Here is a 25,319-nt window from a genome sequence, read left to right as displayed (position 1 = left end):
TATCTCAAGGAAAATACTTTGAATTTTCATGGAAAACAAAAAATTTGGCGGATATGGCACAGCCGAAAGAGAAAGAAGAACAGTCGCTCAAACCCATAGTCGCAGTCTCCAAAAGAAGGGGATTTGTTTTCCCAGGTTCCGAAATTTACGGAGGCCTTTCCAATACCTTTGACTATGGTCCGAATGGAATTGAAGTATTAAACAATCTAAAACGACTTTGGTGGGAATACTTTGTTCACAGACGGGACGATGTTTTGGGCCTTGATTCCTCCATCCTACTCCACCCTCGCGTTTGGGAGGCTTCTGGTCATATTTCCAACTTCAACGACCCCTTAATGGACTGTAAAAAATGCAAAACTCGCGTGCGAGTGGATAAATTTTTGGAAGATAAAGAAGGAGAAGGTGCTGCCACTGGAAAAAGTTTGGAAGAGCTAACAAACACAATTCGAGACAAAGGATATGCCTGCCCTACTTGCGGTACTGTAGGAAGTTTTACTGATGCCCGCCAATTTAATTTGATGTTCAAAACATCTCACGGTGCCTCAGAAGAAGGTTCCACAGACATCTACCTACGCCCAGAAACCGCCCAAGGAATTTTTATTAATTTTAAAAACGTAACCCAAATTGCTCGGAAGAAAGTTCCCTTCGGAATCGCACAAATTGGGAAGTCTTTCCGTAACGAAATTATGGCACGCCAATTTATCTTCAGAACCCGTGAGTTCGAACAAATGGAGATGGAGTTTTTCTGTGAACCTGGAACTCAAAAAGAATGGTTCAAGTATTGGGTAGACTACTGTATGGACTGGCTTGTGAATGTGGTGGGTCTAAAAAAAGAAAATCTTCGTGTGAGAGAACATGAAAAAGAAGAACTTTCTTTTTATAGTGATTCCACAAGTGATATCGAATACAAATATCCGTTTGGTTGGGGAGAACTTTGGGGTGTGGCCTCAAGGACTGATTATGATCTCACCCAACATGAAACTTTCTCATCCGAAGATTTGAAATACCATGATTTGGATCAAAAGAAAAAATACCTGCCTTATGTTGTGGAACCAGCACTCGGACTCAATCGCCTTTTCCTTGCGGTTTTATGTGATGCCTACGAAGAAGAAAAACTAGAAAAAGAAGAAATTCGTACTGTCCTGAGATTTGGGAAACGAGTGAGTCCAATGAAAGTGGCTATTTTCCCGCTTATGAAAAAGGACGGACTCGACTCCAAAGCTAAAGAAATTTACGCTAACCTTCGCAATCACTGGTATGTAGACTACGATGAAAGTGGAGCCATTGGAAAACGATACCGCCGTCACGACGAAATTGGAACACCATTTTGTATCACTGTTGATTACGATACCATGAGTGATGGAACCGTCACCATTCGGGAAAGGGATTCTATGAAACAAGAACGAATCCCTTTGACTGAAATCAAATCATACCTAATCAACAGAATGGTATAGGTGATTCGAGATCTAACAGAATCTGATAGAAACCAAACCATCGAACTCGTAAACCAGTTTTACCGAAAAGTAAACGAACTCGAGTTAGATGGTTTGTTCCGCATACGGCCCCGCGCAGCCACCAAATTCACTGATATTTATTTCAAACTGATTGGAACCGGCAAAGTGTATATGCGTGGGTTCTTCGCCGACTCAGAACTAGTATCCTTACTCATTGGTCGAGTGGAAGAAAAACCTCACCTCGAAGAAGAAAGAAGTTTATTCATTGATCTTGCCGTTACCAAACTCGGGAAAAAGAAAAAAGGTTATATGTCCGCTCTTTTGAAAGATGTAGACCTTTGGTGCAAAAAAAAATCCATTCCGGCTATCGAACTTCGGGCCATACTGCAAAATGAAGAAGCTGTGAAGTTCTGGGACAAATCCCCTTTTGAAAGGTTTTATATCCGCTATCGCAAACGAGTGGATTGAGTTAAAATCGTCCAACTCGTTTCCCACAATTTTTCTCGTAACTGGAAATTATCCGAACATTCCACCCCAACAACTCCCAGCAAAATTTTGGAATGACTCTAATTGTTACAAATTTGCCTTATTTTTTTCAATTTTGTAGCAAAAATTTCCTTGCCCTACATAAGGCAATTTGACACAGTTTTATCTTAGAAAATTCAGAGGTGAAATATACATGATTCGTAAAGGTCTTTTAGCCATTTTTATCACAATTGCGCTTGCAACTCCCGTTCTTGCTAGCTCCGGTTCTTCTTCCAAACCGCTTGCAGGCACTTATCCAATTATCCTTTCCCATGGTCTCTTTGGTTGGGGCGAAAACTCCGGCGGAATCATCAGCATCGTAAATTACTGGGGAGGAACAGATGATTACCTCAGAAGCCAAGGAGCTACTGTATTTGCTCCAGGAAAAACAGCTGCCAACTCAAATGAAGTGAGAGCTGCTGAATTAAAAGCAGCCATCCTTACTTATGCTGCTGCCACAAACTACACTGGAAAATTCCATATCCTTGGCCACTCCCAAGGTGGACTCGATAGCCGTTATATGGTTTCTAATTTAGGCCTTTCTTCGCGCACAGCATCACTCACTACCCTCAACACTCCTCACTACGGATCTCCTATTGCTGACATCATTAAAACTGTCCTTCCAGGATGGATCCAACCTTTCGTAGCAAGTGTTGTTGAAACTCTTGTCAAAGTAGTTTACGGTGGAACAAACCAACAAAATGCACTCGCAGCTTTGTCTTCTTTAACAAAAGAAGGTCTAACTTCCTTTAACTCATACACTCCTAACAAATCAGGTGTGAAATATTTCTCTTATGGATCTTCCATCACTCTTCCTGACCTCATCCAACATCCACTTATGGGAATCCTTCACCCTGCTTGTGCAGCTGGTGGACTTTTCCAAGGACAAGGAGCTACAAATGACGGACTCGTTCCACTTTCTTCACAAAAATGGGGAACTTGGAAAGGTGGACCTTCTTATGGAATCTTCACAACTGGAGTAGACCATTTACAAGCATCCAACACACTTCGTTCGGGAAGCCTCTGGTATGATGTAGAAGGATACTATTTGAATATGGCTTCTAATATGAAGGCAAACCAGTAGTTCACTCTTGAAGTTTTTTCAGAAAACCCAAGCTTCTGCTTGGGTTTTTTTGTTTCCAGAAGTTCCAATCCATCCTTTATTACTACGATATCATCTCCCATGAATGTTAAAAATATACGTTACCTTAGTTATACCGTTGGCGCCGTACTTCTTATCTACGTTGCCTTTCGAATTTTCTCACCTGGTGAATTAGAAACCTCAAATGAAGAAAATCCAAATGACAAAGCAGAATCCTATTTCCGAACACAAAGCGACGGATTTTCTGTGGATCCTTTTTACTTAGAATCAGCGAAGACCATCTTCACCGCGGATGGACAGTTCCTTCGTTTTGAAGAAATATTGGCTCGTGCCAAATCAGGTGAGTTGAATTTAGTTTCTGAACTTTGGAACCTACGTAGGCAATGTCCAGAAGGAAGCACTCGTGAACAATGCCATGAATACATCAAAGCCTTTTTACAAAATGAGTATGGTGGCGAAGAAGGCAAACGACTCATTTCCATGCTTTCCAATTATTTAAAATATGAAGAAGCGATGGTACAATTAGATCCTTCTAGTAAATCCTACACCAACCAAGAAAGATACGAACAAATCAAACAACTTCGTAGGAAGTATTTTGCCAAAGATGACGCAGAACTCATTTTCGGATTGGAAGAAGCCACTGCCGATTTTAGTTTTAATCGAAAAAATTTCTTAGATGAAACTAAAAACTTAAAAGCAGAAGAACGAATTCGGTTGTATGAAGACTATCGTAAAAAATCTTTTGGCACTTTTTACAATGCAGTTGCCGCAAGGGAACCTAAGTTTGATAAGTTCGAAACAGAAATGGATTTAAGGCAGAATGAACTTTCTAAGTTGTCCAGTACCGAAAGAGAATCCAAAGAAAAAGAAGTCCGAATTCGATACTTTGGCAAAGACGGAAACGATCGAATGGAAAAGGTTTTAAAAGAAATGAAAGAAGAAGAGGAGAAAATTTCCAAACTCCAAGTAGAAGAAAAAAACCTCCTAAAAAACTATCCCAATCTTTCTGAATCGGAACGTGAAAAAAAACTTAATGACCTTCGTATCCAAACCTTGGGTAGCAAGGAATTAGCAGAGGAATATTCAAGAAGAATGGAATATGAGAAAACGCTCAAAAATTCCGGAAATTAAACACCCTCTCCTTTTACTTTTTCCAATTGCAATTTTATTTGCACTGGCATTGGAACCCTTCGGATTTACATCTGCGGGGTTTCTTTGTGTATTTTTACTCCTTTATTTCACCAAACAACTAACGATCAATTCTAGTTGGAAAAAAACATTTGTTGGAACCATTTTGTTTTCGTCCCTAGTGACATTAACTAGCTTTTATTGGATCTGGAATGCCATTCGTAATATCTCTGGCCAAGGGATCGTTGTATCTAGTTTTCTATTTTTAATTTATGCACTAATATCGTTTTATAAAATTGGTATCGTTTTTTTTGGTTCTGTGTTTCTCACAAAATATAAGTCCATCAAAGACTCTCATTATTTTTTATTTGTCCTTCCTTCCTTATTTTTAATTTCTGATTGGCTTTCTCCCATGGTGTTTCCTGTGTATTGGGGAGATTTGTTTCGAAACCAAATCCTTTGGCGCCAAATGGCTAGGTTTGGAATTGAAGTTTTGGGTTTTGTTTCTGTGTTCTCGGCCTCCCTTCTCTATTTGATGCTTTTAAAATCAACCAAGGGCGCCAAAAGTTACCTTCCCTATCTTTTTCCAATTTTTTGTTTTTTTTCGATCAACTTGTATTTTCTTGCGGAGACCATACCCCAAGGCCCAACTATCCATCTGGCCTTACTGCAGCCAAACACCACTTATGCGAGAAGAGAAATCCAAGAAAACCAAAACCAGATGACTCAAACCATCCAATCGGTTTATGATATCGGACTTGAAGCCATTCGCAACTCACCAAAACCAATTGATTTATTGGTGATGCCAGAATCTTCGATTCCCTTTTTAGGTACCTTAGATTCAAAAGATCCCAATTCAACGTATAGCAAAAGTTTTGTGGATATTACAACAAGTTTAGTCCGCATGGGCAATACCCCACTTGCTTTTAATGAGTTAGTTTGGGACCAAGGTTCTAGAAATTCGCTCACCCTTCTCCATCCCATAACACTTACATCCGAAAGAAGATACAAACAAAGACTTTTGCCTTTTGGAGAGTATTTGCCTGGAGAAACTGAATTTCCTTGGCTGCGTAGCATTTTTCCAGAAACTAGCCACCACATTCCGGGAAAACTAACAGATGCTTTAGGGTTCCAAACAAAAACAGGAGATACGGTTACATTTAGTCCGCTCATTTGTTATGAGGTTCTGTATCCAGATTTGGTTCGAAAGATTGTCAATCATTCCCCTTCTGAGTTCATTCTGAATCTCACCAATGACTCCTGGTTTGAAAGTTTAACTGAAACCAAACAACATGCGGGTGCTGGTAGACTTAGATCCATAGAAACAGGTAGACCTGTGGTTCGTGTGGCTGTGACTGGCCTCACCACTGCCTTTGATCCATGGGGAAGAGAGATGATGGGAGATTTACAAACATTCCAAAAAGCCATTGGTTATCTCGATTTACCAACGATCACCAAGGAGAGAACAACACCCTATCTCCAATTCGGACCGACTCCTTGGCGAATCATGGCCCTTTTTCTAATATTTTTTGTTTTTTTCCGTAGTCCGCCTCAGTTACTCCCTCATAAAAAGAAAAATGAAATTGAAATTTAGGTAAGGAAAGAAAGGCTATTCGAATATGGAATGGGAAAAAATACTTCGCGATGCGGTGAAAGAAAACTCAATTAAGGAATTGTATCTCAGAAAGGTACCTTCTTTAAAGACCTGCGAAGATTGGAATAAGGTCATGGAAGTGGGTATGGTAGACCACAAAACCAAGTATGCTTATTATAAAGGTGGGCTTGTGAAATATGGAGAAAGATTGTTCTTTGTGACTCAAGAACGTTTAGATGCTGTCTCTCCCTTTCGTAAATGGGATTTTAAAAACAAAATCAAAGTAACTGACCCAGAACTAGCGGCTGGCGAAAAAAAATAAATCCAAAACCCAGGTCCTAAATCCATCCTCTACAGGCCTGGAGTACAAAAAAAAGACCAACAAAAGTTGGTCTTTTTTTTTTAGAATCTAAACGGTAACAACTACCGATTCAATCGAATGATCATGTTTAATTTTTCTGCAATGGCTATGACTTCCATAACCTTTGACTTCTCAATGATAATCCCAGTTGGACTTACTTCTTCCAATACAAACTTTTTACCTTTGATTTGACCTAGTAGAAGTTCCATCACCTGAGAGTCTTTGGTTCGAAGAAGGACCGAATCTTCTGTAATGGTAACGATGGGAAGGTTATTTCCCCAATCATCCAGTAAGAAGAGTAAATTCTGGGCAAGATCTGCTTTTGAGGATTCTCTTAAAAAGTGAACAAAAGTTTCTTTGTCATAACCGAGTAAAATACCCAATTGGAAACTATCTTTCGTGAGTAAAAAGGTATAAACACGATCGTAATCTTTTAATTCACAGAATGCTTTTAATAAATGAATTCCATGTAAGGACACTCGATCAGGGAATGCAATGATCGAGAAGTCTGGGTTGATGGTGATTCCACCTTTTTCCGTTACAGTTACTAGTGCTTCATGATTGAAGTAGTGAGCACCAAGCTCTGAAAGGCTTAAGTTTCGTTGTGGGTATTCCACTTCGATAAGACCAAAAAGTTGTAAGTAGAAAATTGCAGAAATGATTTCTTTTCGTAAGTCTGCTAAATCTTCTTCATATGTTTTGATTTGGAAGGTTGGCGAAAAAACCAAATGGTCACGAATGATATGCGAAAAGATTACGGATGTGTTGATCTTTCCATGCGCCATTATGAGTTTTACAGTTTTGTCCAAAATTCCTTTTTCGTAGAACGGAACTTCGGTGGCTGTAAATACTTCTGGTGGATTGAGACGACGTGTTCTTGCTTCATTCACTTCATGAATGACAAGTTTCATGATTTCAAAGATATCTTTCTTTAAAAATTCATCTGTCTCTTGAATGAGAATGACATTTTCGCCTTTGATATCCACATATCCTAAAAGTTTTAAGATAGGAAGGATGAGTTCAATTTGATACACCTGGCTTTTTTCAGGAAAAATTTCTATATCAGGGGATAAAAGTTCAGTTTCTGTTCTTTTGTGGTCAGCCTGTTTGATTTTCCCAGATTTTGCAAGGTTCAAACCTTTACGCGAAATATAAGAAATTAGTTTTTTTACGTTTAAGAAAAAATCCAGTCCATTGGCGGAAATTTTTTCCTGACGTACTCTTGTTCCTTTCTTTACAGGAGGTAAAATAGGAGAGAATTGTAGATGATCCAAAATTTCTTTTGGAATGACAATGACCCGAATGAATTTATCTTCTACGTAATATAAATCACGAACAAGATATAGGGATGTTAAGTGAGGAATGGTTTGTTCAAACTTACCACGATTCACAGTGATATAGTTACGGATTGTATCCGCTTCAATCACACCACCATGGATATAAATTTGATGAAGAATGTCTTTATCAAAATCAGAAAGTCCTTCAATTAGTTTTTGAAGGAACTCTTGGTCCAAAGCATTCTTTAAGAATGTTTCAATGTGTTCGCCTTTTTTGGCACCAACTGCTTCTTTCCATTCTTCAGGAAGTTCGGCAAGAGTGGCTTTATGTAAAGCCTTCTCAATTGAGAATTTAAACTTCTCTCCCTTAGGATTTGTTTCTACTTTGATGAGTCTTAAATATTCATCATAAGTATGGTATTTATCTAAGTTGTTAGTAAGTCGTTCGCGGTTTTTTCTTTGGTATAGAAGATAATACTTTCGAAGAACATTGAGTTCCATCTCCACGTTGATGGGAGGAATATTAACCTTTCTCGAAATTTCACCAAGAGTCATCACACCTTTGTTCTTGAGTATGGATGTCAGAATGTTGACTTGGAGGGGTGTGAACTTCTCCAGAACCCCTTTTAGGAAGAATTCGTTCTGGAAAATCTCCATGAGACCTAAAATAGTCGATTTTTTGTCCTTTCCCGGGATCTTTTGGATGTTCCAAAGGCTGGCGATTTTTTTGATCTCGTTAAGATCGAGTTTCTCTAACTCTTGGTACAGGACAGTTTCTTGGCTCATGGGTGCGATTTGATAAGTTTTTGGTTGGGACCTATTCCTGCAACTCTATTTCAATTGCAGGATTGAAGGGTATTTTCTCGTTTTCAATCCGTATTTAACTCTTAAACTAGGGCGTATGGATTCCCTTTCTGAATTTGTCTCTTTTGGTTGGCAATCAAGCCTACGTGTCGCCCATTCCAGTTTTGTGTTCACTTCTAAGGCTTTTGGGATTCTGGCCCAGCTAACCAAGGGAAACCCCAATCACAGAGAGATTGCCATCACCCTCCGGGAAGCATTTTCCCATCTTGGCGCAACCTATATCAAACTAGGCCAATTCATTGCCAGCGCACCTTCTCTTTTTCCAAAAGAATATGTGGAAGAAATGCAGGCTTGTTTGGACTCCGTAAGACCTGTTGCCTTTCGAGACATTCGTTCCTCCGTAGAACGCGAATTGGGTGGAAAAATAGAAAGTTTATTCCATAGTTTTGATGAAACTCCCCTAGCCTCTGCATCCATTGCCCAGGTCCATGCGGCAGTTACCAAAGAAGGTCTGGATGTAGTTGTCAAAGTTCAAAGACCCGATGTCCACCTAACATTGAAAACCGATATGCAAATTTTAGGAATTCTAACAAAAATTTTAGAATTCATTGCTCCTGACTTCAAAAAATCAGGACTCACTGCCATGTTCGATGAATTTCAAATTTCGATCCTACAGGAAATTGATTTTATCCAAGAAGCAAAAAACATTGAAGAGTTTGAAGATTATCTTTTGCGAGCCAAAGAATCAAGAGCTCGTGTTCCGAGAGTGTATCATACACTCTCTACAAAAAAAGTTTTGACCATGGAACGTTTCTATGGTGTGCCCATCACAGATGAAGCTGGTCTTCGTAAATTCACAAACAATCCAAGAAAGGTTCTCAGTGATGCATTAGAAATTTGGTTTTCCTCTTTATCCAATCAAGGTTTTTTCCATGCCGATGTCCATGCAGGAAATTTAATGATTCTAAAGGATGGAACCATCGGTTTTATTGATTTTGGTATTGTTGGACGTATTTCTCCTAAAATATGGAAAGGTTTGATGTTATTTACGCAAGGGATTGGAATCGGTGAACCAACGTTAGTGGCACAAGGTTTAGTAGAAATGGACTCAACGAATAGCGGCGTGAATCCAACGGTCCTTGCTAAAGAATTAGATTCTGTATTTAATGATTTAGAATCAGTTTATGTTCATTTGACTGACAATGAGATGTTTGACGAATCTAGGGTAAATCGAATCATGTACGACATGAAGGAAATTGCAGAAAAGAATGGTTTAAAAATTCCTAGAGAATTTGCACTTCTTATGAAACAAATGTTATACTTTGATAGATATGTTAAATCAATCGCACCTGAAATCAATTTATTCCGTGATTCACAAAAATTTGCAATTTCCTAAACAATACAAATGACTATACAAGATTTAAAAATTGGTGAAACAGCAGAGATTGTTTCATTAAGTTCGCAAAAACTTCCCAAACCAATGGTAACGGAGTTACTGGAATTAGGATTTTTTCCAGGGGCCGAAATCACACTACAAAACAAATCTCTTTTACTTGGGAAGATGGTATGTATTTTGAGTGGAACAAAAATTGCCTTACGAATTGAAGATGGAAAAGCAATCGAAATCAAACTGAAACAAACATGAAAGACAAACGAATTTATTTAGTTGGGAATCCCAACTGTGGCAAATCAACTTTATTCAATCAACTGACAGGACTCAAACAAAAAACTGGAAACTTCAGCGGAGTTACTGTTGAAAAAAGGGAAGGAACTTTAGTAATAGACAATTCGGAATGGATCATCACCGACTTACCAGGTACATACGGACTTGGTGGAGTTGCGGAAGACAAAAAAATTGCATACGAAGTATTACTTTCAAGAAAACCAGATGAACAAGTGATTTATGTTTTAGATGCTTTGAACTTAGAAAGGGGTCTACAGTTTTTATTGCAGATCATCGACATGGGTGTTCCCACTCTTGTTGTGCTTACAATGAAAGATGTGCTCGAAAAAAAAAGAATCCGATTGGATTTAGAAAAACTAAAAAAAGCCATTGGCCTACAGTTTTTATTGGTGAATGCAAAGTCAGGCGAAGGAATTGATATTTTAAAGGATGTGATTAAAGATCCAAATCAATTTCAAAAACATTCCAGGTTATGGACATGGGGAACAAAGGAAGAAACTTTTCTAAAGTCAGCAAAACATAAGTTAGGCATCAATACCAACGAAGCAGAATTCTTTTTATCGCAATCATTAAAATATATAAATAAAGATCCAAATTTGAGTGAGGAACGTTATTTAAATCAGTTCCCTAGCGAAACAAAAGTTTGGTTACAATCTGAAATAGAAGGCAAGGGATTCTCTTTTTTTTACCAAGAAGAAATGATCTACCGCTCTTTTTTTATTAAAAAAGTTTTAGCAGATGTAGTTAGCTATCCCAAATCTGCTCCAGGAAGTTGGGAAGAAAAACTAGACCGTGTTTTATTACATCCTGTCCTTGGATTTATTTGTTTTTTTCTTTTAATGGGACTTCTTTTCCAAAGTTTATTCAGTTTTGCTGAAATCCCTATGGATCTAATCGAATCAGGAATTACCACCTTACAGTCCCTTGTTGATTCAAACATAGGTAATGGACTTCTGAAATCTCTTTTGTCAGAAGGAGTCATTGGTGGAGTAGGAAGTGTGATTGTATTTATTCCTCAGATTGCCCTTTTATTTTTATTCATTGGTATTTTGGAAGAATCTGGATATTTAGCACGTGCTAGTTTTTTAATGGACCGAATCATGGGGAAATTTGGATTGTCTGGGAAATCTTTTATACCCCTTCTTTCTTCTGCTGCTTGTGCAGTTCCAGCAATCCTTGGGACAAGAACCATTGAAAACAAATCTGATCGTTTTACAACCATTATGGTATCTCCTCTTATTATGTGTTCAGCTAGATATCCTGTTTACATTTTAATTGTAGGAACTGTTTTTAGTTTTCCGCCAGTATTCGGAATTTTTAATATCCAAGGATTTGTTTTGTTTTCGATGTTTTTACTTGGAATGGTGACAAGTTTTGGGTTTGCTTTCCTTTTTCGCAAAACAGTGTTTAAAGAAGAATCTTCTTATTTCGTAATGGAACTTCCAAGGTATAATGTTCCATCTCTGAAAAGTTTATTTCATACAGTCTATGGAAAGGTTAAATCCTTTTTATCCACTGCCGGCCAAATTATTTTATACATATCAGTTCTACTTTGGTTTCTAAGCCATTTCCCTGCAGATTATAAAGATCAAAAATGGACCACAAGTCCTATTGAATCATCCTATATTGGTTCCATCGGAAAAGTAATGGAACCGGCAATTGAGCCACTTGGTTTTGATTGGAAAATTGGAATTTCAATTTTAACTTCTTTTGCCGCAAGGGAAGTGATGGTTTCCACCTTAGCAGTGCTATATGGTTCGGAAGAAAATGAAGAAGGAGAATCCCTTCGTTCTACTCTTCGCACAGAGAAACGAGCAGATGGAAGTCTGGTTTGGACTCCGCTCTCTGGTCTATCTCTCCTAGTTTTTTTTGCTTTTGCGAGTCAATGTATGTCAACGCTTGCGGTCACAAAAAAAGAAACGGGAACCATATTTTGGCCAACCGTTCAGTTTTTATATATGACTATCCTTGCCATCACTGCTTCCTTTCTCATTTTTCAGTTGGGAAAAATTCTAGGATTTGTATAAACTGCCGACAATCATTGAAAGAGGGAAAACTTGGATTTTCACATTGGATCAAAAACTCTAACAAGAAAGTCGGCTCCATATTTGGTCGCAGAAATTGGACTCAATCATAACGCAGATCTTGAAATCGGAAAACGAACTATTGCCAAAGCAAAAGAGTCGGGCGCGCATGCGGTAAAATTCCAAACCTACAAAACAGACGAATTTATAGATAGTTCCAATCCTGATGTTAAGTTTTTGTATGACATTTTTAAACAATATGAATTAAACGAATCACAACATAAGGAATTCCAAAGAACTGCCCTAGACTTAGGGCTTGACTTTTTTTCCACTCCACTTTGCGAATCCGCCGTTGATTTGTTATGTGGTATTGATGTTCCAATTTTAAAAATTGCTTCTGGTGATATTGTTAATTTACCTTTATTAAATAAATCCATTCAATCGGGAAAACCATTGATTGTATCTACTGGTGCCGCTTTGCCAGAAGAAGTAACAAGGGCCATTTCTCTTTTTCAAAAGGAAAAATCGGAAGTATGTTTACTCCATTGTGTTTCGATGTATCCCACTCCGCTAAACAAAGTAAACCTTCAGTCGATTCCATTTTATTTGGATACAACAGACTATGTTGTGGGTTTTAGCGATCATTCAGATGGAACCTTGGCATCCTCCGTGGCCTGTGGATTGGGTGCAGTTGTTTTTGAAAAACATTTTACCTTGGATCGAAATTTAGAAGGACCAGACCATGGAATTTCAATGGATCCAAAAATGTTTTCGAACTTGGCTGAGAACTTAAGACTTAGTTTTGAAATGGGTGGACTATATGGAAAAAACACACACCAGGAAGAAACTAATGGTTGGTTTTATGGGAGAAGGTCTCTATACAAAAAAGGGAATTCAGTTCTTAGTTTAAGACCTGCCCTTCACACAAAAGACAGCCATGTTTTGGATTCTTGGGAGTTACATAGAATAGGAGATCCTTCTCTTTTACAAGAAGGACCCATTCGACTAGCACCTAAATCTATTTAGGTGCCTATTCCATTTACATCTTTTGGATGATTTGTTCGAGAAGAGTCTTTAAAAAAATTGGATTAGGAGTTCCACTCTCAATTCTTCTATCATTGATATAAAGAGAAGGAGTGGACTGAATATTTAACTTTTCAGCCTCATCAATCTCTGCATTCAATTGGTTTTGTGCTTCTTTAGAAGCCATACATGCTTTTAAAGAATTCACATTCAATCCAATGGAATTAGCTAAATTTACAACACTGGATCCAGAGTGAGCCACACCCTTTTCTAAGTTATCATAAAGCCCACGATACATAGGCTCAAATTTTCCTTGTTTGTCAGCACAAATGGCAGCAATGGCAGCCACACAAGAAGAAGCATCGGGTCTTGGTTGTTGCATCAAACGGTTACAAGTTCCGTCTAGTGGGAAGTTTTTATAAACCACCTTAACCATTCCATCGTATTCAGAAAGAACTGTATGTAAGATATGACTTGTATGTAAACAATGTCCACAGTTGTAATCAGCAAATTTTACAATCGTGATTGGTGCGTCTTTTTTACCAATGAATGGTGATCCGGCAACTTTGATTCCGAGCGTGGGTTCTTGAAAATAGGCCGCAATCTTAGATTGGATTTCTGCAGAGTCCATTCCTCTTGAAGTTGCGAGAGTATTGGAACTTGCCTGATTCACCCACATCTTACTAGTTGCAAACCCTAATGAAAAACTAAAAAAATAAACGAGTCCGAGCGTAGTGATTCCTTCTTTTAAGGCCAGTGGAACTTCTAGTTTTGGTTTTCCTTCTGTTTTCCAAAGTAAAAATAAAATACCAAGAAGTGTCATTGTAACTATGTATGTCACAAAACAAAGTTGGCAAATTGTTCCGATGATTCCTACTGAGATCCCAAAAAGGATAAAATCAAATAGAAGGCCTAATACCAAAATAGGGAAAAGAAGAGAAATGAACTTTGACACTTCTTCATTCGATTTTGCTTTTGTAACCAAAAAGAAAGAATATGTCAATACTCCGTAAAACCCAAACCCAAGTAAGGCGATAGGAACATTTCCTAAAAATGGGACTCCCGGGATTGCCGAATAAGAACTCTCTGCAACTTTTAAACAGGAGTCACCGCCACCTAATGCAGAACATGCGGAGTTTGCTAAATTATCTGTTCCAATACCAAAATATTCGATTGCCAATAGGAAAGAGACAATGAGTCCGATAACTCCACCGACCACTCCTGCTAATGCTAAATTCTTACGATTCATCAATTTTCATTCCTCTTCATACTTAGAATCCTGATACTTTCTTTTAAGTCTAATTTTCCTTCATAAATTGCTTTTCCCGTGATGGCACCGAATAGTTTTCCCTTAGAGGCATCATACAAATGCACCAGGTCTTTTGTGGAAGAAACTCCCCCAGAAGCTACCAGCTGTAAATCGGGAAACATAGACAATAACTCCAAATAAACAGCAGTGTTTGGCCCAGCCATCATTCCGTCTTTGGAAATGTCTGTAAAAATTACGTGGCGGATTCCCATATCATACATTGTTTTTAAAAAATCAGTGTATTTGATTCCTGAATTGGTTTCCCAACCTTTAGTGCGAACCAATCCATCTTTGGCATCCACTCCAATCACAATTCGATTTGGGCCGAAGGTTTTTAATCCCTGTTCTACCACAGATGGGTCCTCTACGGCAACAGTTCCTAAAATAAACCGAGATACACCGAGCCCATCATAAAACTTCATATTTTCTAAAGAACGAATTCCACCACCTAACTCTAGATCTACGGAACATTTGTTTTTAATTTTGCGAATGGCTTTCTCATTTTCTGATTTTCCAGTTTTTGCAGCATTTAAATCCACAATGTGAATCAGTGTGGCCCCTTGTTCCTCAAAAACTTGGATCATTTTTTCGGGTTCGGAGGAATACACTGTTTTTTTAGAATAATCCCCTTGGAGTAATCGCACAGCTTCGTTATCTAAAAGATCAATTGCAGGTAATACTAACATATTAGAGTTCTATAAAGTTTTTTAGGATTCCAAGTCCTGTTATATCTGATTTTTCGGGATGGAACTGTGTTCCATAGATAGTTTCTTTTTCTACCACAGCAGGAAAAGATTCCCCATAGTAATGGCAGTTAGCTGTGATGTCCAACCTATCGACACCCACAGGCCGATAAGAATGGATAAAATACATAAAAGATTCGTTGGGAATTCCTTTTAATAACTTGGTATTTTTGGCTTTGATATCAAAAAGTTTATTCCATCCCATATGAGGAACTTTTAAGTTTTGTTTCCCTTCAAACTTTCGAATTTTACCGCGAATGAATCCGAGACCCGGAATGGTTGCCCCTGGTTTAGAAGTTTCATCCGAATCCTCAAATAACACTTGATAACCTATACAAATTCCAAACAAAGGTTTTTCTGCGGCTACGTGATCTTTTAATACAGAAGAAAATCCTGCCTGATTTAAATTCTGCATGGCTTTATCAAAATGTCCATCACCAGGCAAAATAATTTTATCAGCTTTTTTGACCGTTTCAAGATCACTCGTAAATTGAAAATCACTAGTGTATAAGGAAACTGCTTTGAGTAAGGAATGGATATTCCCCATTCCAAAATCTAAAACAACAATCACTCCAACATTCCTTTTGTAGAAGGTATTTGATCCTTTGTTAGTGAGTCGATGGCAATCGCTTGCCGTAATGCCTTACCAAGGCCCTTAAAAATAGATTCGTGGATGTGGTGGCGGTTTTCACCATAATGTACAACGACGTGTAAATTCATCTTTGCGTTGAGAGCAAATTTCTGAAGGAACTCGAGTGAAAGTTCTGCGTCATAAATTCCAAATTTCCCATCCATAGGAGGGCCAGTGTATTTAAAATAAAATCGTCCACCGAGATCCACTGCGACTGTTGTTAAAACTTCATCCATTGGTAAGGTAAAATGTCCGTATCGGAAGATTCCTTTTTTATCACCTAATTGGGTGTGGATCATTTGACCCATAAGGATGGCGGTGTCTTCCACAGAATGGTGGCAATCGATACCAATGTCGCCTCGGAGTTTTAAATCCATATCAATGAGGCCATGTTTGGAGATATGAGAGAGCATATGCTCAAAAAACGGGATTTCAGTATCAAACTGGTAGACTCCCGTACCTCGGACGTTTAGGTCCAGCCGGATGTCTGTTTCGGATGTCTTTCTTGATTCCACCATATTCCTAGCATGTTTGGTAGAAAACCCAGGTGTCAAGAGAGAATGTGGGGAGGATTAGGAAGCGAGGCCGAGAACCCCTGCTAAATCATACCCAACAAAAATCCAAAAGAAATAAACGAAAGCAACGATTGCAAAAATAAGAATGCGTTTCCAATGTTCTGGCAAAGAAGTCCCTCTATGAGAACCAACAATTGGCAGAAGGAAACTTCTCAATTTTTTAGGGAAATCCTATGGCCGGAGGAAAAGAAAGTTTCGAAAGAATTATTTTCCGAATCTCTGGTTGAACATCCTTACCAGTTCCGAAATGGAGTCTTCTACGTATTTAAAATGTTTAGGTTTCATTGGATCCAGAGGCATCATATCATGAATTTTTTTATAACGATCAAAGGATTCTCGAATGTATTCCAAATACTTCTGGCTAGTGATTCCGTAACGTTTGAATAAGGATTCGTTCTCTTGGAACATTCGTTTGAAATCGTCCGCATAACTTCCATCATTCAGAAAATAAAACCTTAGATCCGTTTTTGCTTGGGAAAATGTTATGTCGATATTGGTAATGAATTTGGATGTTTTTACAGTTTCGGTTGTTTCTGGGCTCTGTGCAGACAATTTAGCTGCTGCTTGTTCGATCGCCTTTTGTTCGGAAACACGTTTTTCTTTTTCAAATTCTTTGGTTAATTTTTCGCGTTTGAGAACCTCTTCTACAGAGGATTTCTTTTCTACAGGCATGTTTTCATTATCCCCATCTCAAGAGACTGTCAAGAATTTAGACGAAAAATTATTCTTTTGCCTTACGAAGTGCACAATTTGCCAACCATTCACAGCGCAAACAGATCGGATCCTCGGTGTTATACGTAGATGGAGGGCATATATTAGCATCTGCCACTTGTATACCTAGTAAATAATTTATTACCGATTCCCTATCTTTTTTAGAATCAATCTGTTTCAAAACGCTTTCGTTGATTTTTTTTTGGTCAAGAAAGAGATCCTCAACGACCGCCGGTTTGGATTTCTGTTGGATTTTAGTCTCCCTTGGCGCTTCCCATTCCAATCCAGGAATATAAGGTAAACTCCCAGGTTTGATTTGTTTTTGGAAAATTTTATAGAGGATGAGAGCCGTTAGCGCTCCACCCAAATGACATGTATTGGAAATAGCTCCATTTCCCAGTTGGGAAATTAAATAACCAATCACAAGTGACACCCAAACTGCATTTTTAGCTTTTACCGGAAAAATAAATAATAGGAGTTCCGCATTAGGATAAAAAATTCCGAATAGAGCCAGTAACCCAAACAGAGCCCCTGAGGCACCAATCGTTTGTGTGGTCATGGATTCTAAAAAAGGAAGATTGCCACCTAATACATGATTCAAATAAGCAGATAGAACCACAAAAATTCCCGCACCAATTTGAGAGGCAAAATACAAAATAGTAAATTTAGTTTTTCCAATGATGGGAATGATATTGGTTCCCAACATATACATACCATACATATTCACAAGTAAATGAAAAGGGATAAGTTCTACTGCATGTAAAAAACCATAAGTAAATACCTGCCAAACTGCACCACCTAACACAAAATCAGGTGTCAAACCAAATCGATAAATTAACTGCTGGTTTGCAAAGTATTGGAGAAAAAAAATAAAACAATTGATGATGAGAATTACATTCAGGGGATGAAGGATGGGATTCCCAAATAAACTAGGACTCTGGCCTCGATTTCTAGACATGTAACTTCCAGAATTTAGATGGCTTAGAAAGAAACAAGGGAAATAAAAAAAGGGGGAATCCTTTCGGAATGCCCCCCCGGGAGTGACTTAAGGTAAAATCAGGCAACAGACCCTACCTTGATTATCAATCATTTCTACCATCGGAATTCTGAGGTGGAGGCTTAATAGATTCAGGAAAAAATTTAGGCGATTTTTGAAAGGGAATACAAAGCTTCTCTGTTCAGAATATCAATGCGGTTTTTGTCCACAGAGATGAATTCTCTGGCTTTGAGATCAGATAACGCCCTTACTAAGGTTTCTGTTTTGGTTCCAATGAATGTAGCAAGGACATCTCGCGTGACTTTGAGTTCTACTTGGTTCTTGCGACCTTGGGCGTTGTCTAGAACGATTAGGATTTCTGCTAGTTTTTCATGGACTTGTTTGGTTCCGAGAGAAACTACATGTTCCTCCATCTCCTGCCATTCCTTCGCCATCTGTTTGAAGACTTCCTTTTGGAAGTTGATATCATCCTTTACGAGGGCATCAATGAGGTCTCCCGTGATGTAACAAGCATGGGTGTCTTCGACGGCCACTACGTTGTGATGGGAAACGGAATCTGATATACAATCCCGAAATCCTACCCAGTCCCCAGGTCCACTGAGACGTAAGGTTTGTTCCTTACCACTAGCCAATTGGACATAACTTCTAACAAGTCCCGACTTGATGAAGAAAAAACCGTCAGCTTTGACACCTGCAGAAACGAGATGTTTACCCCGTGGAAATACAGTGAAGTCTTTACCAGCGTTGATTCTTTCTATGGTTTCATGCGCAGCACAGTGAAGGACATTGTGATTTTTATAATCACAAGCAAAACAATCAGGATTGAGTGGAAGATCCGCCATTCAGTTTTGGTGTAACCTCTTAAAAAATCCTTGTCGAGCCATAAATTTAGAAACTTTCTAAATTTTTCATTTACCGGTAAACTTAGGTTCGCGCTTTTCTAAGATACTTTTGATTGTCTCTTTAAAGTCGTCCGAAATAAAGTTCCGCGCCTGGGATTCTGCTTCTTTTTTTAGCGCAGCGTCCAACTGCTTCCAGGAGTATAAATTTCGCTTTAACTCTTGTAAGGCGAGTGGCGCAGCCTTTGACAAGGACAATGCAAGGTCCATAGCACGCGCATACACTTCAGTTTTAGGAACACTATCTAATGCAAGTCCACAAGATTTGGCAAATTTACCATCGAAGGTTTCACCGGTGAGTAATAACCTTCCTCCTAAACTTTTTCCAAGGAGTTCAGGGGAAAGAAAACTTGAACCCATTCCAGGATGGATTCCAAGCCTTACAAAATTAAAAGAATACTTTCCCTCATCAGCAAAAATTCTTAGGTCGCACCCAAAAGTTAAAGAAAGACCTGCTCCAATCGCATGCCCATTCACAGCAGCAATGACAGGGACAGGGAGTTTACGAACCGATAAAAAGAAACCGTAGAACTTTCTCATATCACGTCTGTTTTGCGAAAAAGATTTTTCTGAAAAAGATCTTAGTAAATTTAAATCACCACCAGCACAAAACACATCGTTTCTACCGGAAATGATGACTGCTCTTGGAAGGACTTTTTCTTTTTTAATGGAATGGATGAGGTCTGCGAACTCTTCCCCCATTTTCCATGTCATGGAATTGCGGGAACTGGGATTGTTTAGGAAGATGGAAACTATCTTTCCATCTTCAGTATCACGGGATTCAATTTCTAGGAATTCATACTCTTTGGTTTCAAATCGCGATTTCATCTATCTGAAAGGATTCGTACCAGGCTTTATCTTGTAAAGATAAAGGTTTATTCCCGATCTCCATATTTTCAAAGTAATTGAGGAGAATTTCTAGGTGTTGGCTTTCCATGTCTTGGTTGGGAAGAAGAGAATCAATGCCTTTGCTCACCAAAACTTCGGCTCTAATTTTATCTTTGTAATGATCTGGTTTTCCACTAAAAATCAGATGAGAAGAAATTAAGTCAAAACGTATGGTATCAACAATGCGTCTGAGTGAATCCTCTGATTCTAAAAAATAACGAGAAGCCACTTCCGTCTGAAAGTAATCACTCCAAGTAATGAGATCAGGCAATGACCCAGTACGTTCCAAAATTTTCTTTTGGGTTTCCTCATCAGTGTAGAGGGAACCTGCAAACCTTTCCACAATGGCATACAACTCAGTGAGAATGGCTAATTTCTCCGGACTGAGGAGACCTTGACGGATCATTGGCAAAAGTTCTGGATTAACTTGTTTTGGGAGAGTGAGTTCCATATACTTCCCATTTCGGCGAATTCTGTCGTTTCCTTGCATATTTTCCTGGCGAGAAAATCGATTTTGACCCTCAGAAAATCGATAATTTTAGTATGGCAATTGGAAGAACCGATTCGATGCAAGAACTCATAACGATTTTAGAATCGTTATTTGAAGAAACCATCATAGGGTCGGATGTCAACATAGTCAAACACCTCTTTTATTATCTTAAAGCAGATAACCGAGAATTTGAATTTATTTATGAAGAGGACATTCTAGTTGCAGCGGTCGAGGAAATTGAATCCCATACAGTCACTTTAATGATCCCCGACTTGGTGGAACAAGGATCAAGGCGAGCACGAGTTCGTTTTGAAGTAATGAACATCAACTACCAGTTTGAGGTAGTGATCCTCGACATCCAAAAAGAAAAAACTGTAATCAAAACTCCAACTGAGCTACAGTCTTATCAACTTAGAACCAACAAACGGATTCCAGTAGATGATTTGTTTATGAACTTTATCATTCTATTTAGAAGTTTGACAGGTGGTTCGAGAGAAGTGGGAAAAAACCTTTATGCCGAAAGCCGTTTTCCTCACCTAATGAAAGAAGTACGGAAAGATAGGCCTGATAGCAAACTCATCAATGTAATGTTAACCGAGGCCATCGAAAGAATTTCAAAAGACTATGAAATCCATTTTTTCCAGCCAGACGAAAAATTAAACGAATATGATGACTTTGTTAAAAAAACCATCCTAAGAACCGGAAAATCCATTTATATACCAGATTGTAATCGAATCACTTCTTATATCAATGATCCAGGCAATGACGTCCTCTTTAATTATTATAATGAATACAAAGAAATGGGGAAGGAATTTGGAGATGAATTTGCTTTGGATTATTTTGAATCCATGAGAAAACATGAATCTCGAAATTTTTATGTTTCTTATGTAATCACTCCCATTCGTCTTTATGAAGATGTTGTTGGATTTATAAAAGTTTACTCTACTGCTATGGAAAGATTTACAATCTCACAAAACCAAGCAGTCTATATATTTGAACTTGCCGAAATTATAAGTTACGTATTCACAAAAATTGCCATCCAACATGGAAGTTATGAAACAATGCAATCTACTACCAAAGTTGTAGATATTTCTTTGGATGGTCTTCTCTTCGAAATTTACGACAAACGTCTGTTCCAATATTTAAAACGCCACAATATCATAAAAATGTTCATTCCACTAAATAAGGAAAGAACTATGATCATCCGAGGAGAGATCATTCGATTTTTAGATAAAGGAGATCATTATCACCTTGGGGTAAACTATTTCAGTTCTGCCCCAGATGATATGTTGTATTTGGAATCGTATTTATTTGAAAAGAGTATGAAGATTTTATCAGAGTGATCCTGATTGTTTTTCTGCAAGTCGAATTGCGTTTAACAGATCTTCCGACAAAGTGGTTTCGCCAGTGTAGTAAAGACGTAACAATTTTCCGTGTTCGATCAGTTTATTTCGGTAATCCGTTTCTTTGATTGAACCACGAGTTTCTTTCCATTTTAAATTATAAAATTCACAGGCAAGTTTATGAAGATAATAATCAGATTTCCTGATTGAATAAGCTTTCTGTAAGTATTCTTCAGAACGTTCAGACCACTCTTCCCTTTTTTTGCGACCATCTACACCAGTATCTGTCATATTTGAATGCAAAAGATTTAAAAAGGAAGTTTCAAAACTATAAAGCCAAACTTCATAATTTTTTGGATAAAGAGTGCGTGCTTCTTTTGCCACTTGAGGCATAAGATCCAATTGTTTTTTATTTTCTTTCCCTTCTACTTTAAAATAGAAAGTTAAAAAACGCAAATAATCGACTAAGAACAAAAGCCTTTCTTGGGCATTCGAGAATCGTTCCCTATTTTTCCAGGCCATCGAATATTCGAATGCTGTTGAAACATATCCTTCTCCATCTTTCCAATGAGCTTTTCCAAGTGCATAATGGGAATCAGGTGATCCTTGATCAAGGGAAACGGAATGTTTATACATCCTTAAGGCTTCTTCCATTTGCCCTTTGGCAAAATAATGGTCACCTTTCTTTTTCGCCATAAAGGCTTCATCATATTTTGTTGTATCTAATAATCTTGCAGCTGTTACTGGACGGTCTTCAATGAGTCGCAAATACCCTTCCCCGCGAACTTGCCACCCAAAAAATGTAGTTTGGTAAACTGATTTTACAGTGATCATTCCCACAATGTTTCCATCACGAAAGGTTTTGTGGTCTTGGTTTTTTTCTAATAAATACAAAGTTTGTCCCACACGAATTCCTTTGGGATCAGCCACTTTGATAGTCACTGTATCTGGTCTTGTATCCACTTCCAATTCTTGCGAAAGTGTATCCACTTCATAGTAGCTGGCTTTTTCAATTCCTACAACCTCTCCGACAACAATCATTCGAAGAGGGTCAAGTGATGCCTGGCTACGAAAAGCAAATGCCAATCGATCAGATGAAGATTGGGCAAAAGTTGCCGTAACAAATAAAATACCAATTAAAATGGAACGGAACATCTGATTTAAAGATCGGCCAAAAAAGAATCTTTGGCCGTAGAAAAACTGAGGTCCCCACAGGGCTTGTGGGGAATTTTTTAGAATTTACTTGGGGCGAAAATCCAATCGGAACCGACCGGTACCTACTTGTTCTTTCGAATACAAGATTTTCCTATGGACTCCGTTAATATAATCATCCACCAAGTTACCATAAAAGGGGCTCGCAAGGTTTCCGCTATTCCCGATCGGAAGTTGGGTTACCGACTCTTCAAAACGACCATAGTCAATCACTCGCCTTTTAGAAGGTCCCGCAAACGCTGTCCAATCTTCTTTCATCAGTTTGTATTTTAAATTGTTAACCACTTCTGCCCCACCGGCAGAGGGAAGTGGACCAATATCAAAAACACCACCTATCAGAGGCAATACGCCTAGTGGATGTGGGTGTTTGATTTTGTATAAGTTTTTCCAAGTCCAAAGACTAGGAGAGGCCGAAAGATGAGTTTCTAAATATTTTCCTGTCTCCTCAATGGATCTTTTTAAAATGTCTTCTCTTAATTCGGAGATCCCTTCGGTTCGTAAATCATCCCAATAGGGAGAACTTGGATTTCGAACAAAATGGCGATAGGCATTCCAATATTCTGCTATATCTCCATATAACTCGAAATTGGCAGGACCCATCTCATCAATTAACAATTCACGAAGGTTAATGTAAAAAAACACATCATAAACTGCTGCACCTTGAGATTCAGGGAAATGTTCAAAATTCCATTTTTTTAGAATTTCCAAAACCTTTTTTCCATTTGGCGTTTTTGCGTCTTTGACAGTTGTTAAAACAAGATCCAGATACTCAGGTGCAAAGGAAGATACAGTGTCATTTTGGATTGCCGCAAGGTCTTCCAAACTCCATTTTTCTTTTGTCTCCAACACTCCAACTAACCTTTGAAAGCGGTCAGGAGGTTGCCAGTTCCCTTCTGGTTTTCCAAGTCCAGGGAGAGACTTACTTGTCACTTGGTTATTTGCTGTAACGATGATTCCATTTTTTGGATTGATAATCTTTGGATTGTCTTTTACCGGAACATAACCAATTACATCATTTTCACCCGTAGAACCTTCTAAAATTTTACGTGAGTTTCCAGATTTGAGAATTGGGAATCTTCCAACTGCATAATAGGCAATGTTTCCATTTTTATCCGCATAACTAAAGTTAAGTCCTGGAGCACCAATCATGGAAGAGGCAGAATCAAGTTCGGAAAACGATTTGGATTTTCCCATTTGGAAGAGCACATCAAGGAGTGGATTCGGTAAGTGGTGGTGAGCCCAATACAAACTCACTGGTCTTCCTTTAAATCCTTTGATATGTTCTGTAATGAGTGGGCCATGGTTTGTAATCCCTACCTCAAAAGGAATTTCCGTCCCATCTTTTTTACGGATTGAATCTCGATAATAAGTTAAATCTTTCCAAGAATTTCCAGATTTGAATTTTCCATCTTCAATAGTTTCTAAATACAAATTAACATCATCTTGTTCCAACATGGTAAGTCCCCATGCCTTTTCTCTGTTATGTGCAATCAGAGGAAAAGGGATAATAGATAAGAAGTATCCATAGTTTTCGTATCCTGGGTATTCGATATAAGCTTCATACCAAGCACCGGGATTGGAGAGAGCAATATGTGGATCATTTGCAAGGACTGCCCCACCACTTTCAGAACGACCAGGAGCCACAAGCCAAGAGTTACTACCTTCCAATGGTTCAATCGGTAATTGCAATTGGTTCACAAAAGACACAAGTTGTTTTAAATTGAGAACTTCTTTTCCGCTTATATGAGTTCCGGTTTTACGATTTAAAGAAGAACTCGGGTTACCAATTCGATTTTGATTTGAGTTTTGAAAATTTTTGGTATCCGCTAACCTTTGTACACCAGGTTGTGCTTCTAAAATTGTCGCGTTCGTTTCAAAATCGTAACGAGGAAAAAGTTCATTTGCGGATCGATTTTTTAATTCAGACTCCATAATAGTGTACAAACTGTCCGATTTGATTCCTTCCGCAAAAGAAAATCCCATATAAAACAAAAAGGAAATGGCATCGACTCGATCAAATGGTTTTGGTTTGATTCCAAGAATTGTATATTCAATTGGTAAATTGTCTTCAGATAAGAAGTGATTCACTCCATCCAAAAACCAGTCCAATTGGTTCCATGCCTCAGGATAAATATGTTCCTTCTGATTTACATATTCTTCCGCTGTTTTTTTCAAAAGTAACGACTTTAAAAACTGATCCGTGGGAATCAGTTTTTCACCAAATATTTCAGTGAGTTCTCCTTTCCCAATCCGTCTTTGTAATTCCATCTGGAAGATACGATCCTGTGCCATCGTATAACCTAATGCGAAGTAGGCGGACTTTGCATCTCCACCTACGATATGCGGTATCCCAGCTTCATCTCGAATCACAGTTACAGGAGTTGTTAATTTATCAGAAACAATCTCTCCGCTATAACGAGGTGCTTTCATGGCTACCAGTCCCCAAAACAAAAAATGTAGGGTGACTGGAAGAGTGAGGATGAAAAGTAGAAAGAGACTTAAAAATGGTCTCTTTCTTATCAATTTTTTAGTTTTTTCTAACATA

General features: G+C 38.3%; 24 protein-coding genes. 11 read left to right on the top strand and 13 right to left on the bottom strand.

Features of this window, described 5'->3' with window-relative positions:
- Positions 1–53: 53 nt before the first annotated feature.
- From CH364_RS03305 to CH364_RS03280, 6 genes are all read left to right on the top strand, one after another.
- Positions 54–1,454, top strand: coding sequence for a glycine--tRNA ligase (locus CH364_RS03305; RefSeq protein ID WP_165782914.1), 1,401 nt, complete (start codon positions 54–56; stop codon positions 1,452–1,454).
- Positions 1,455–1,922, top strand: a complete 468-nt coding sequence (locus tag CH364_RS03300) for a GNAT family N-acetyltransferase (protein WP_100742199.1) — start codon at positions 1,455–1,457, stop codon at positions 1,920–1,922.
- Positions 1,923–2,136: 214 nt separating this feature from the next.
- Complete coding sequence (locus CH364_RS03295) at positions 2,137–3,063, top strand: esterase/lipase family protein (RefSeq protein ID WP_423790168.1); 927 nt, start codon at positions 2,137–2,139, stop codon at positions 3,061–3,063.
- A gap of 99 nt (positions 3,064–3,162) precedes the next feature.
- Positions 3,163–4,212, top strand: coding sequence for a lipase secretion chaperone (locus CH364_RS03290; RefSeq protein WP_100743374.1), 1,050 nt, complete (start codon positions 3,163–3,165; stop codon positions 4,210–4,212).
- Positions 4,181–5,803, top strand: coding sequence for an apolipoprotein N-acyltransferase (lnt, locus tag CH364_RS03285; protein WP_100742197.1), 1,623 nt, complete (start codon positions 4,181–4,183; stop codon positions 5,801–5,803). The genes CH364_RS03290 and lnt overlap by 32 nt, the downstream gene beginning before the upstream one ends.
- 25 nt (positions 5,804–5,828) lie before the next feature.
- Positions 5,829–6,125 (top strand): hypothetical protein, encoded by a 297-nt coding sequence (locus tag CH364_RS03280; protein ID WP_004784493.1) that lies wholly within the window; start codon positions 5,829–5,831, stop codon positions 6,123–6,125.
- Between the two features lie 101 nt (positions 6,126–6,226).
- Here CH364_RS03280 and CH364_RS03275 read toward each other — a convergent pair whose 3' ends face one another.
- Positions 6,227–8,227 (bottom strand): helicase, encoded by a 2,001-nt coding sequence (locus tag CH364_RS03275; RefSeq protein ID WP_100742196.1) that lies wholly within the window; start codon positions 8,225–8,227, stop codon positions 6,227–6,229.
- A 115-nt stretch (positions 8,228–8,342) separates the two neighbouring features.
- Here CH364_RS03275 and CH364_RS03270 point away from each other — a divergent pair, with 115 nt between their 5' ends.
- The 4 genes from CH364_RS03270 to CH364_RS03255 are packed head-to-tail and all read left to right on the top strand — an operon-like array spanning position 8,343 to position 12,979.
- Entirely contained in the window at positions 8,343–9,641 is a 1,299-nt protein-coding gene (locus CH364_RS03270; RefSeq protein WP_100742195.1) for an ABC1 kinase family protein, read from the top strand.
- Positions 9,642–9,650: 9 nt separating this feature from the next.
- Complete coding sequence (locus tag CH364_RS03265; protein WP_100742194.1) at positions 9,651–9,890, top strand: FeoA family protein; 240 nt, start codon at positions 9,651–9,653, stop codon at positions 9,888–9,890.
- Positions 9,887–11,956, top strand: coding sequence for a ferrous iron transport protein B (gene feoB, locus CH364_RS03260; RefSeq protein WP_100742193.1), 2,070 nt, complete (start codon positions 9,887–9,889; stop codon positions 11,954–11,956). Before CH364_RS03265 ends, feoB begins: the two co-directional genes overlap by 4 nt.
- A 30-nt stretch (positions 11,957–11,986) precedes the next feature.
- Positions 11,987–12,979, top strand: coding sequence for an N-acetylneuraminate synthase family protein (locus CH364_RS03255; RefSeq protein WP_100742192.1), 993 nt, complete (start codon positions 11,987–11,989; stop codon positions 12,977–12,979).
- A gap of 13 nt (positions 12,980–12,992) precedes the next feature.
- Here the strand turns inward: CH364_RS03255 and CH364_RS03250 are convergent, their stop codons facing one another.
- From CH364_RS03250 to CH364_RS03210, 10 genes are all read right to left on the bottom strand, one after another.
- Positions 12,993–14,225 carry a vitamin K epoxide reductase/DsbA family protein gene (locus CH364_RS03250; protein ID WP_100742191.1) on the bottom strand — a complete coding sequence of 411 codons (1,233 nt, stop codon included), beginning with the start codon at positions 14,223–14,225 and terminating at the stop codon, positions 12,993–12,995.
- Positions 14,225–14,971, bottom strand: coding sequence for a 1-(5-phosphoribosyl)-5-[(5-phosphoribosylamino)methylideneamino]imidazole-4-carboxamide isomerase (gene hisA / locus CH364_RS03245; RefSeq protein ID WP_100742190.1), 747 nt, complete (start codon positions 14,969–14,971; stop codon positions 14,225–14,227). Before hisA ends, CH364_RS03250 begins: the two co-directional genes overlap by 1 nt.
- 1 nt (position 14,972) lies before the next feature.
- Entirely contained in the window at positions 14,973–15,599 is a 627-nt protein-coding gene (hisH, locus tag CH364_RS03240; protein ID WP_100742189.1) for an imidazole glycerol phosphate synthase subunit HisH, read from the bottom strand.
- On the bottom strand, positions 15,596–16,177 hold the full coding sequence (gene hisB, locus CH364_RS03235) for an imidazoleglycerol-phosphate dehydratase HisB (RefSeq protein WP_100742188.1): 582 nt from the start codon (positions 16,175–16,177) through the stop codon (positions 15,596–15,598). The genes hisH and hisB overlap by 4 nt, the downstream gene beginning before the upstream one ends.
- Before the next feature lie 54 nt (positions 16,178–16,231).
- Positions 16,232–16,390: a hypothetical protein gene (locus tag CH364_RS18665; RefSeq protein WP_165779472.1), complete on the bottom strand. Its 159-nt coding sequence runs from the start codon at positions 16,388–16,390 to the stop codon at positions 16,232–16,234.
- Positions 16,391–16,438: 48 nt separating this feature from the next.
- Positions 16,439–16,906, bottom strand: a complete 468-nt coding sequence (locus tag CH364_RS03230) for an LIC11177 family protein (RefSeq protein ID WP_100742187.1) — start codon at positions 16,904–16,906, stop codon at positions 16,439–16,441.
- Between the two features lie 49 nt (positions 16,907–16,955).
- A complete protein-coding gene (locus tag CH364_RS03225; protein ID WP_100742186.1) occupies positions 16,956–17,903 on the bottom strand; it encodes a rhomboid family intramembrane serine protease in 948 nt (315 codons plus the stop codon).
- Positions 17,904–18,085: 182 nt separating this feature from the next.
- A complete protein-coding gene (locus tag CH364_RS03220) occupies positions 18,086–18,784 on the bottom strand; it encodes a Crp/Fnr family transcriptional regulator (protein WP_100742185.1) in 699 nt (232 codons plus the stop codon).
- A 66-nt stretch (positions 18,785–18,850) separates the two neighbouring features.
- The gene (locus CH364_RS03215; RefSeq protein ID WP_100742184.1) at positions 18,851–19,669 is read right to left on the bottom strand and encodes an enoyl-CoA hydratase/isomerase family protein; all 819 of its coding nucleotides are present in this window, start codon (positions 19,667–19,669) and stop codon (positions 18,851–18,853) included.
- Positions 19,653–20,180, bottom strand: coding sequence for a hypothetical protein (locus CH364_RS03210; protein ID WP_100743373.1), 528 nt, complete (start codon positions 20,178–20,180; stop codon positions 19,653–19,655). The genes CH364_RS03215 and CH364_RS03210 overlap by 17 nt, the downstream gene beginning before the upstream one ends.
- 92 nt (positions 20,181–20,272) lie before the next feature.
- Here CH364_RS03210 and CH364_RS03205 point away from each other — a divergent pair, with 92 nt between their 5' ends.
- Positions 20,273–21,562 (top strand): PilZ domain-containing protein, encoded by a 1,290-nt coding sequence (locus tag CH364_RS03205; RefSeq protein WP_100742183.1) that lies wholly within the window; start codon positions 20,273–20,275, stop codon positions 21,560–21,562.
- Here CH364_RS03205 and CH364_RS03200 read toward each other — a convergent pair.
- Positions 21,554–22,717 (bottom strand): tetratricopeptide repeat protein, encoded by a 1,164-nt coding sequence (locus CH364_RS03200; protein WP_100742182.1) that lies wholly within the window; start codon positions 22,715–22,717, stop codon positions 21,554–21,556. The two genes, CH364_RS03205 and CH364_RS03200, sit on opposite strands and share 9 nt — an antisense overlap.
- An 84-nt stretch (positions 22,718–22,801) precedes the next feature.
- Positions 22,802–25,318, bottom strand: coding sequence for a penicillin acylase family protein (locus CH364_RS03195; protein WP_100742181.1), 2,517 nt, complete (start codon positions 25,316–25,318; stop codon positions 22,802–22,804).
- Position 25,319: the final 1 nt, after the last annotated feature.

It is taken from the genome of Leptospira harrisiae (assembly GCF_002811945.1).
Lineage (GTDB): Bacteria > Spirochaetota > Leptospiria > Leptospirales > Leptospiraceae > Leptospira_A > Leptospira_A harrisiae.
This window is presented reverse-complemented; position numbering and strand designations above follow the sequence as displayed.

What these genes read in the sequence shown, in the direction of transcription:
- CH364_RS03225 (WP_100742186.1), bottom strand. Translation starts at nt 17,903, where the DNA reads ATGTCTAGAAATCGAGGCCAGAGTCCTAGTTTATTTGGGAATCCCATC.
- CH364_RS03220 (WP_100742185.1), bottom strand. Translation starts at nt 18,784, where the DNA reads ATGGCGGATCTTCCACTCAATCCTGATTGTTTTGCTTGTGATTATAAA.
- CH364_RS03275 (WP_100742196.1), bottom strand. Translation starts at nt 8,227, where the DNA reads ATGAGCCAAGAAACTGTCCTGTACCAAGAGTTAGAGAAACTCGATCTT.
- CH364_RS03265 (WP_100742194.1), top strand. Translation starts at nt 9,651, where the DNA reads ATGACTATACAAGATTTAAAAATTGGTGAAACAGCAGAGATTGTTTCA.
- lnt (WP_100742197.1), top strand. Translation starts at nt 4,181, where the DNA reads ATGAGAAAACGCTCAAAAATTCCGGAAATTAAACACCCTCTCCTTTTA.
- CH364_RS03305 (WP_165782914.1), top strand. Translation starts at nt 54, where the DNA reads ATGGCACAGCCGAAAGAGAAAGAAGAACAGTCGCTCAAACCCATAGTC.
- CH364_RS03210 (WP_100743373.1), bottom strand. Translation starts at nt 20,180, where the DNA reads ATGGAACTCACTCTCCCAAAACAAGTTAATCCAGAACTTTTGCCAATG.
- CH364_RS03205 (WP_100742183.1), top strand. Translation starts at nt 20,273, where the DNA reads ATGGCAATTGGAAGAACCGATTCGATGCAAGAACTCATAACGATTTTA.
- hisA (WP_100742190.1), bottom strand. Translation starts at nt 14,971, where the DNA reads ATGTTAGTATTACCTGCAATTGATCTTTTAGATAACGAAGCTGTGCGA.
- CH364_RS03250 (WP_100742191.1), bottom strand. Translation starts at nt 14,225, where the DNA reads ATGAATCGTAAGAATTTAGCATTAGCAGGAGTGGTCGGTGGAGTTATC.
- feoB (WP_100742193.1), top strand. Translation starts at nt 9,887, where the DNA reads ATGAAAGACAAACGAATTTATTTAGTTGGGAATCCCAACTGTGGCAAA.
- CH364_RS03200 (WP_100742182.1), bottom strand. Translation starts at nt 22,717, where the DNA reads ATGTTCCGTTCCATTTTAATTGGTATTTTATTTGTTACGGCAACTTTT.
- hisB (WP_100742188.1), bottom strand. Translation starts at nt 16,177, where the DNA reads ATGGTGGAATCAAGAAAGACATCCGAAACAGACATCCGGCTGGACCTA.
- CH364_RS03270 (WP_100742195.1), top strand. Translation starts at nt 8,343, where the DNA reads ATGGATTCCCTTTCTGAATTTGTCTCTTTTGGTTGGCAATCAAGCCTA.
- CH364_RS03280 (WP_004784493.1), top strand. Translation starts at nt 5,829, where the DNA reads ATGGAATGGGAAAAAATACTTCGCGATGCGGTGAAAGAAAACTCAATT.
- CH364_RS03215 (WP_100742184.1), bottom strand. Translation starts at nt 19,669, where the DNA reads ATGAAATCGCGATTTGAAACCAAAGAGTATGAATTCCTAGAAATTGAA.
- CH364_RS03290 (WP_100743374.1), top strand. Translation starts at nt 3,163, where the DNA reads ATGAATGTTAAAAATATACGTTACCTTAGTTATACCGTTGGCGCCGTA.
- CH364_RS03195 (WP_100742181.1), bottom strand. Translation starts at nt 25,318, where the DNA reads ATGTTAGAAAAAACTAAAAAATTGATAAGAAAGAGACCATTTTTAAGT.
- CH364_RS03230 (WP_100742187.1), bottom strand. Translation starts at nt 16,906, where the DNA reads ATGCCTGTAGAAAAGAAATCCTCTGTAGAAGAGGTTCTCAAACGCGAA.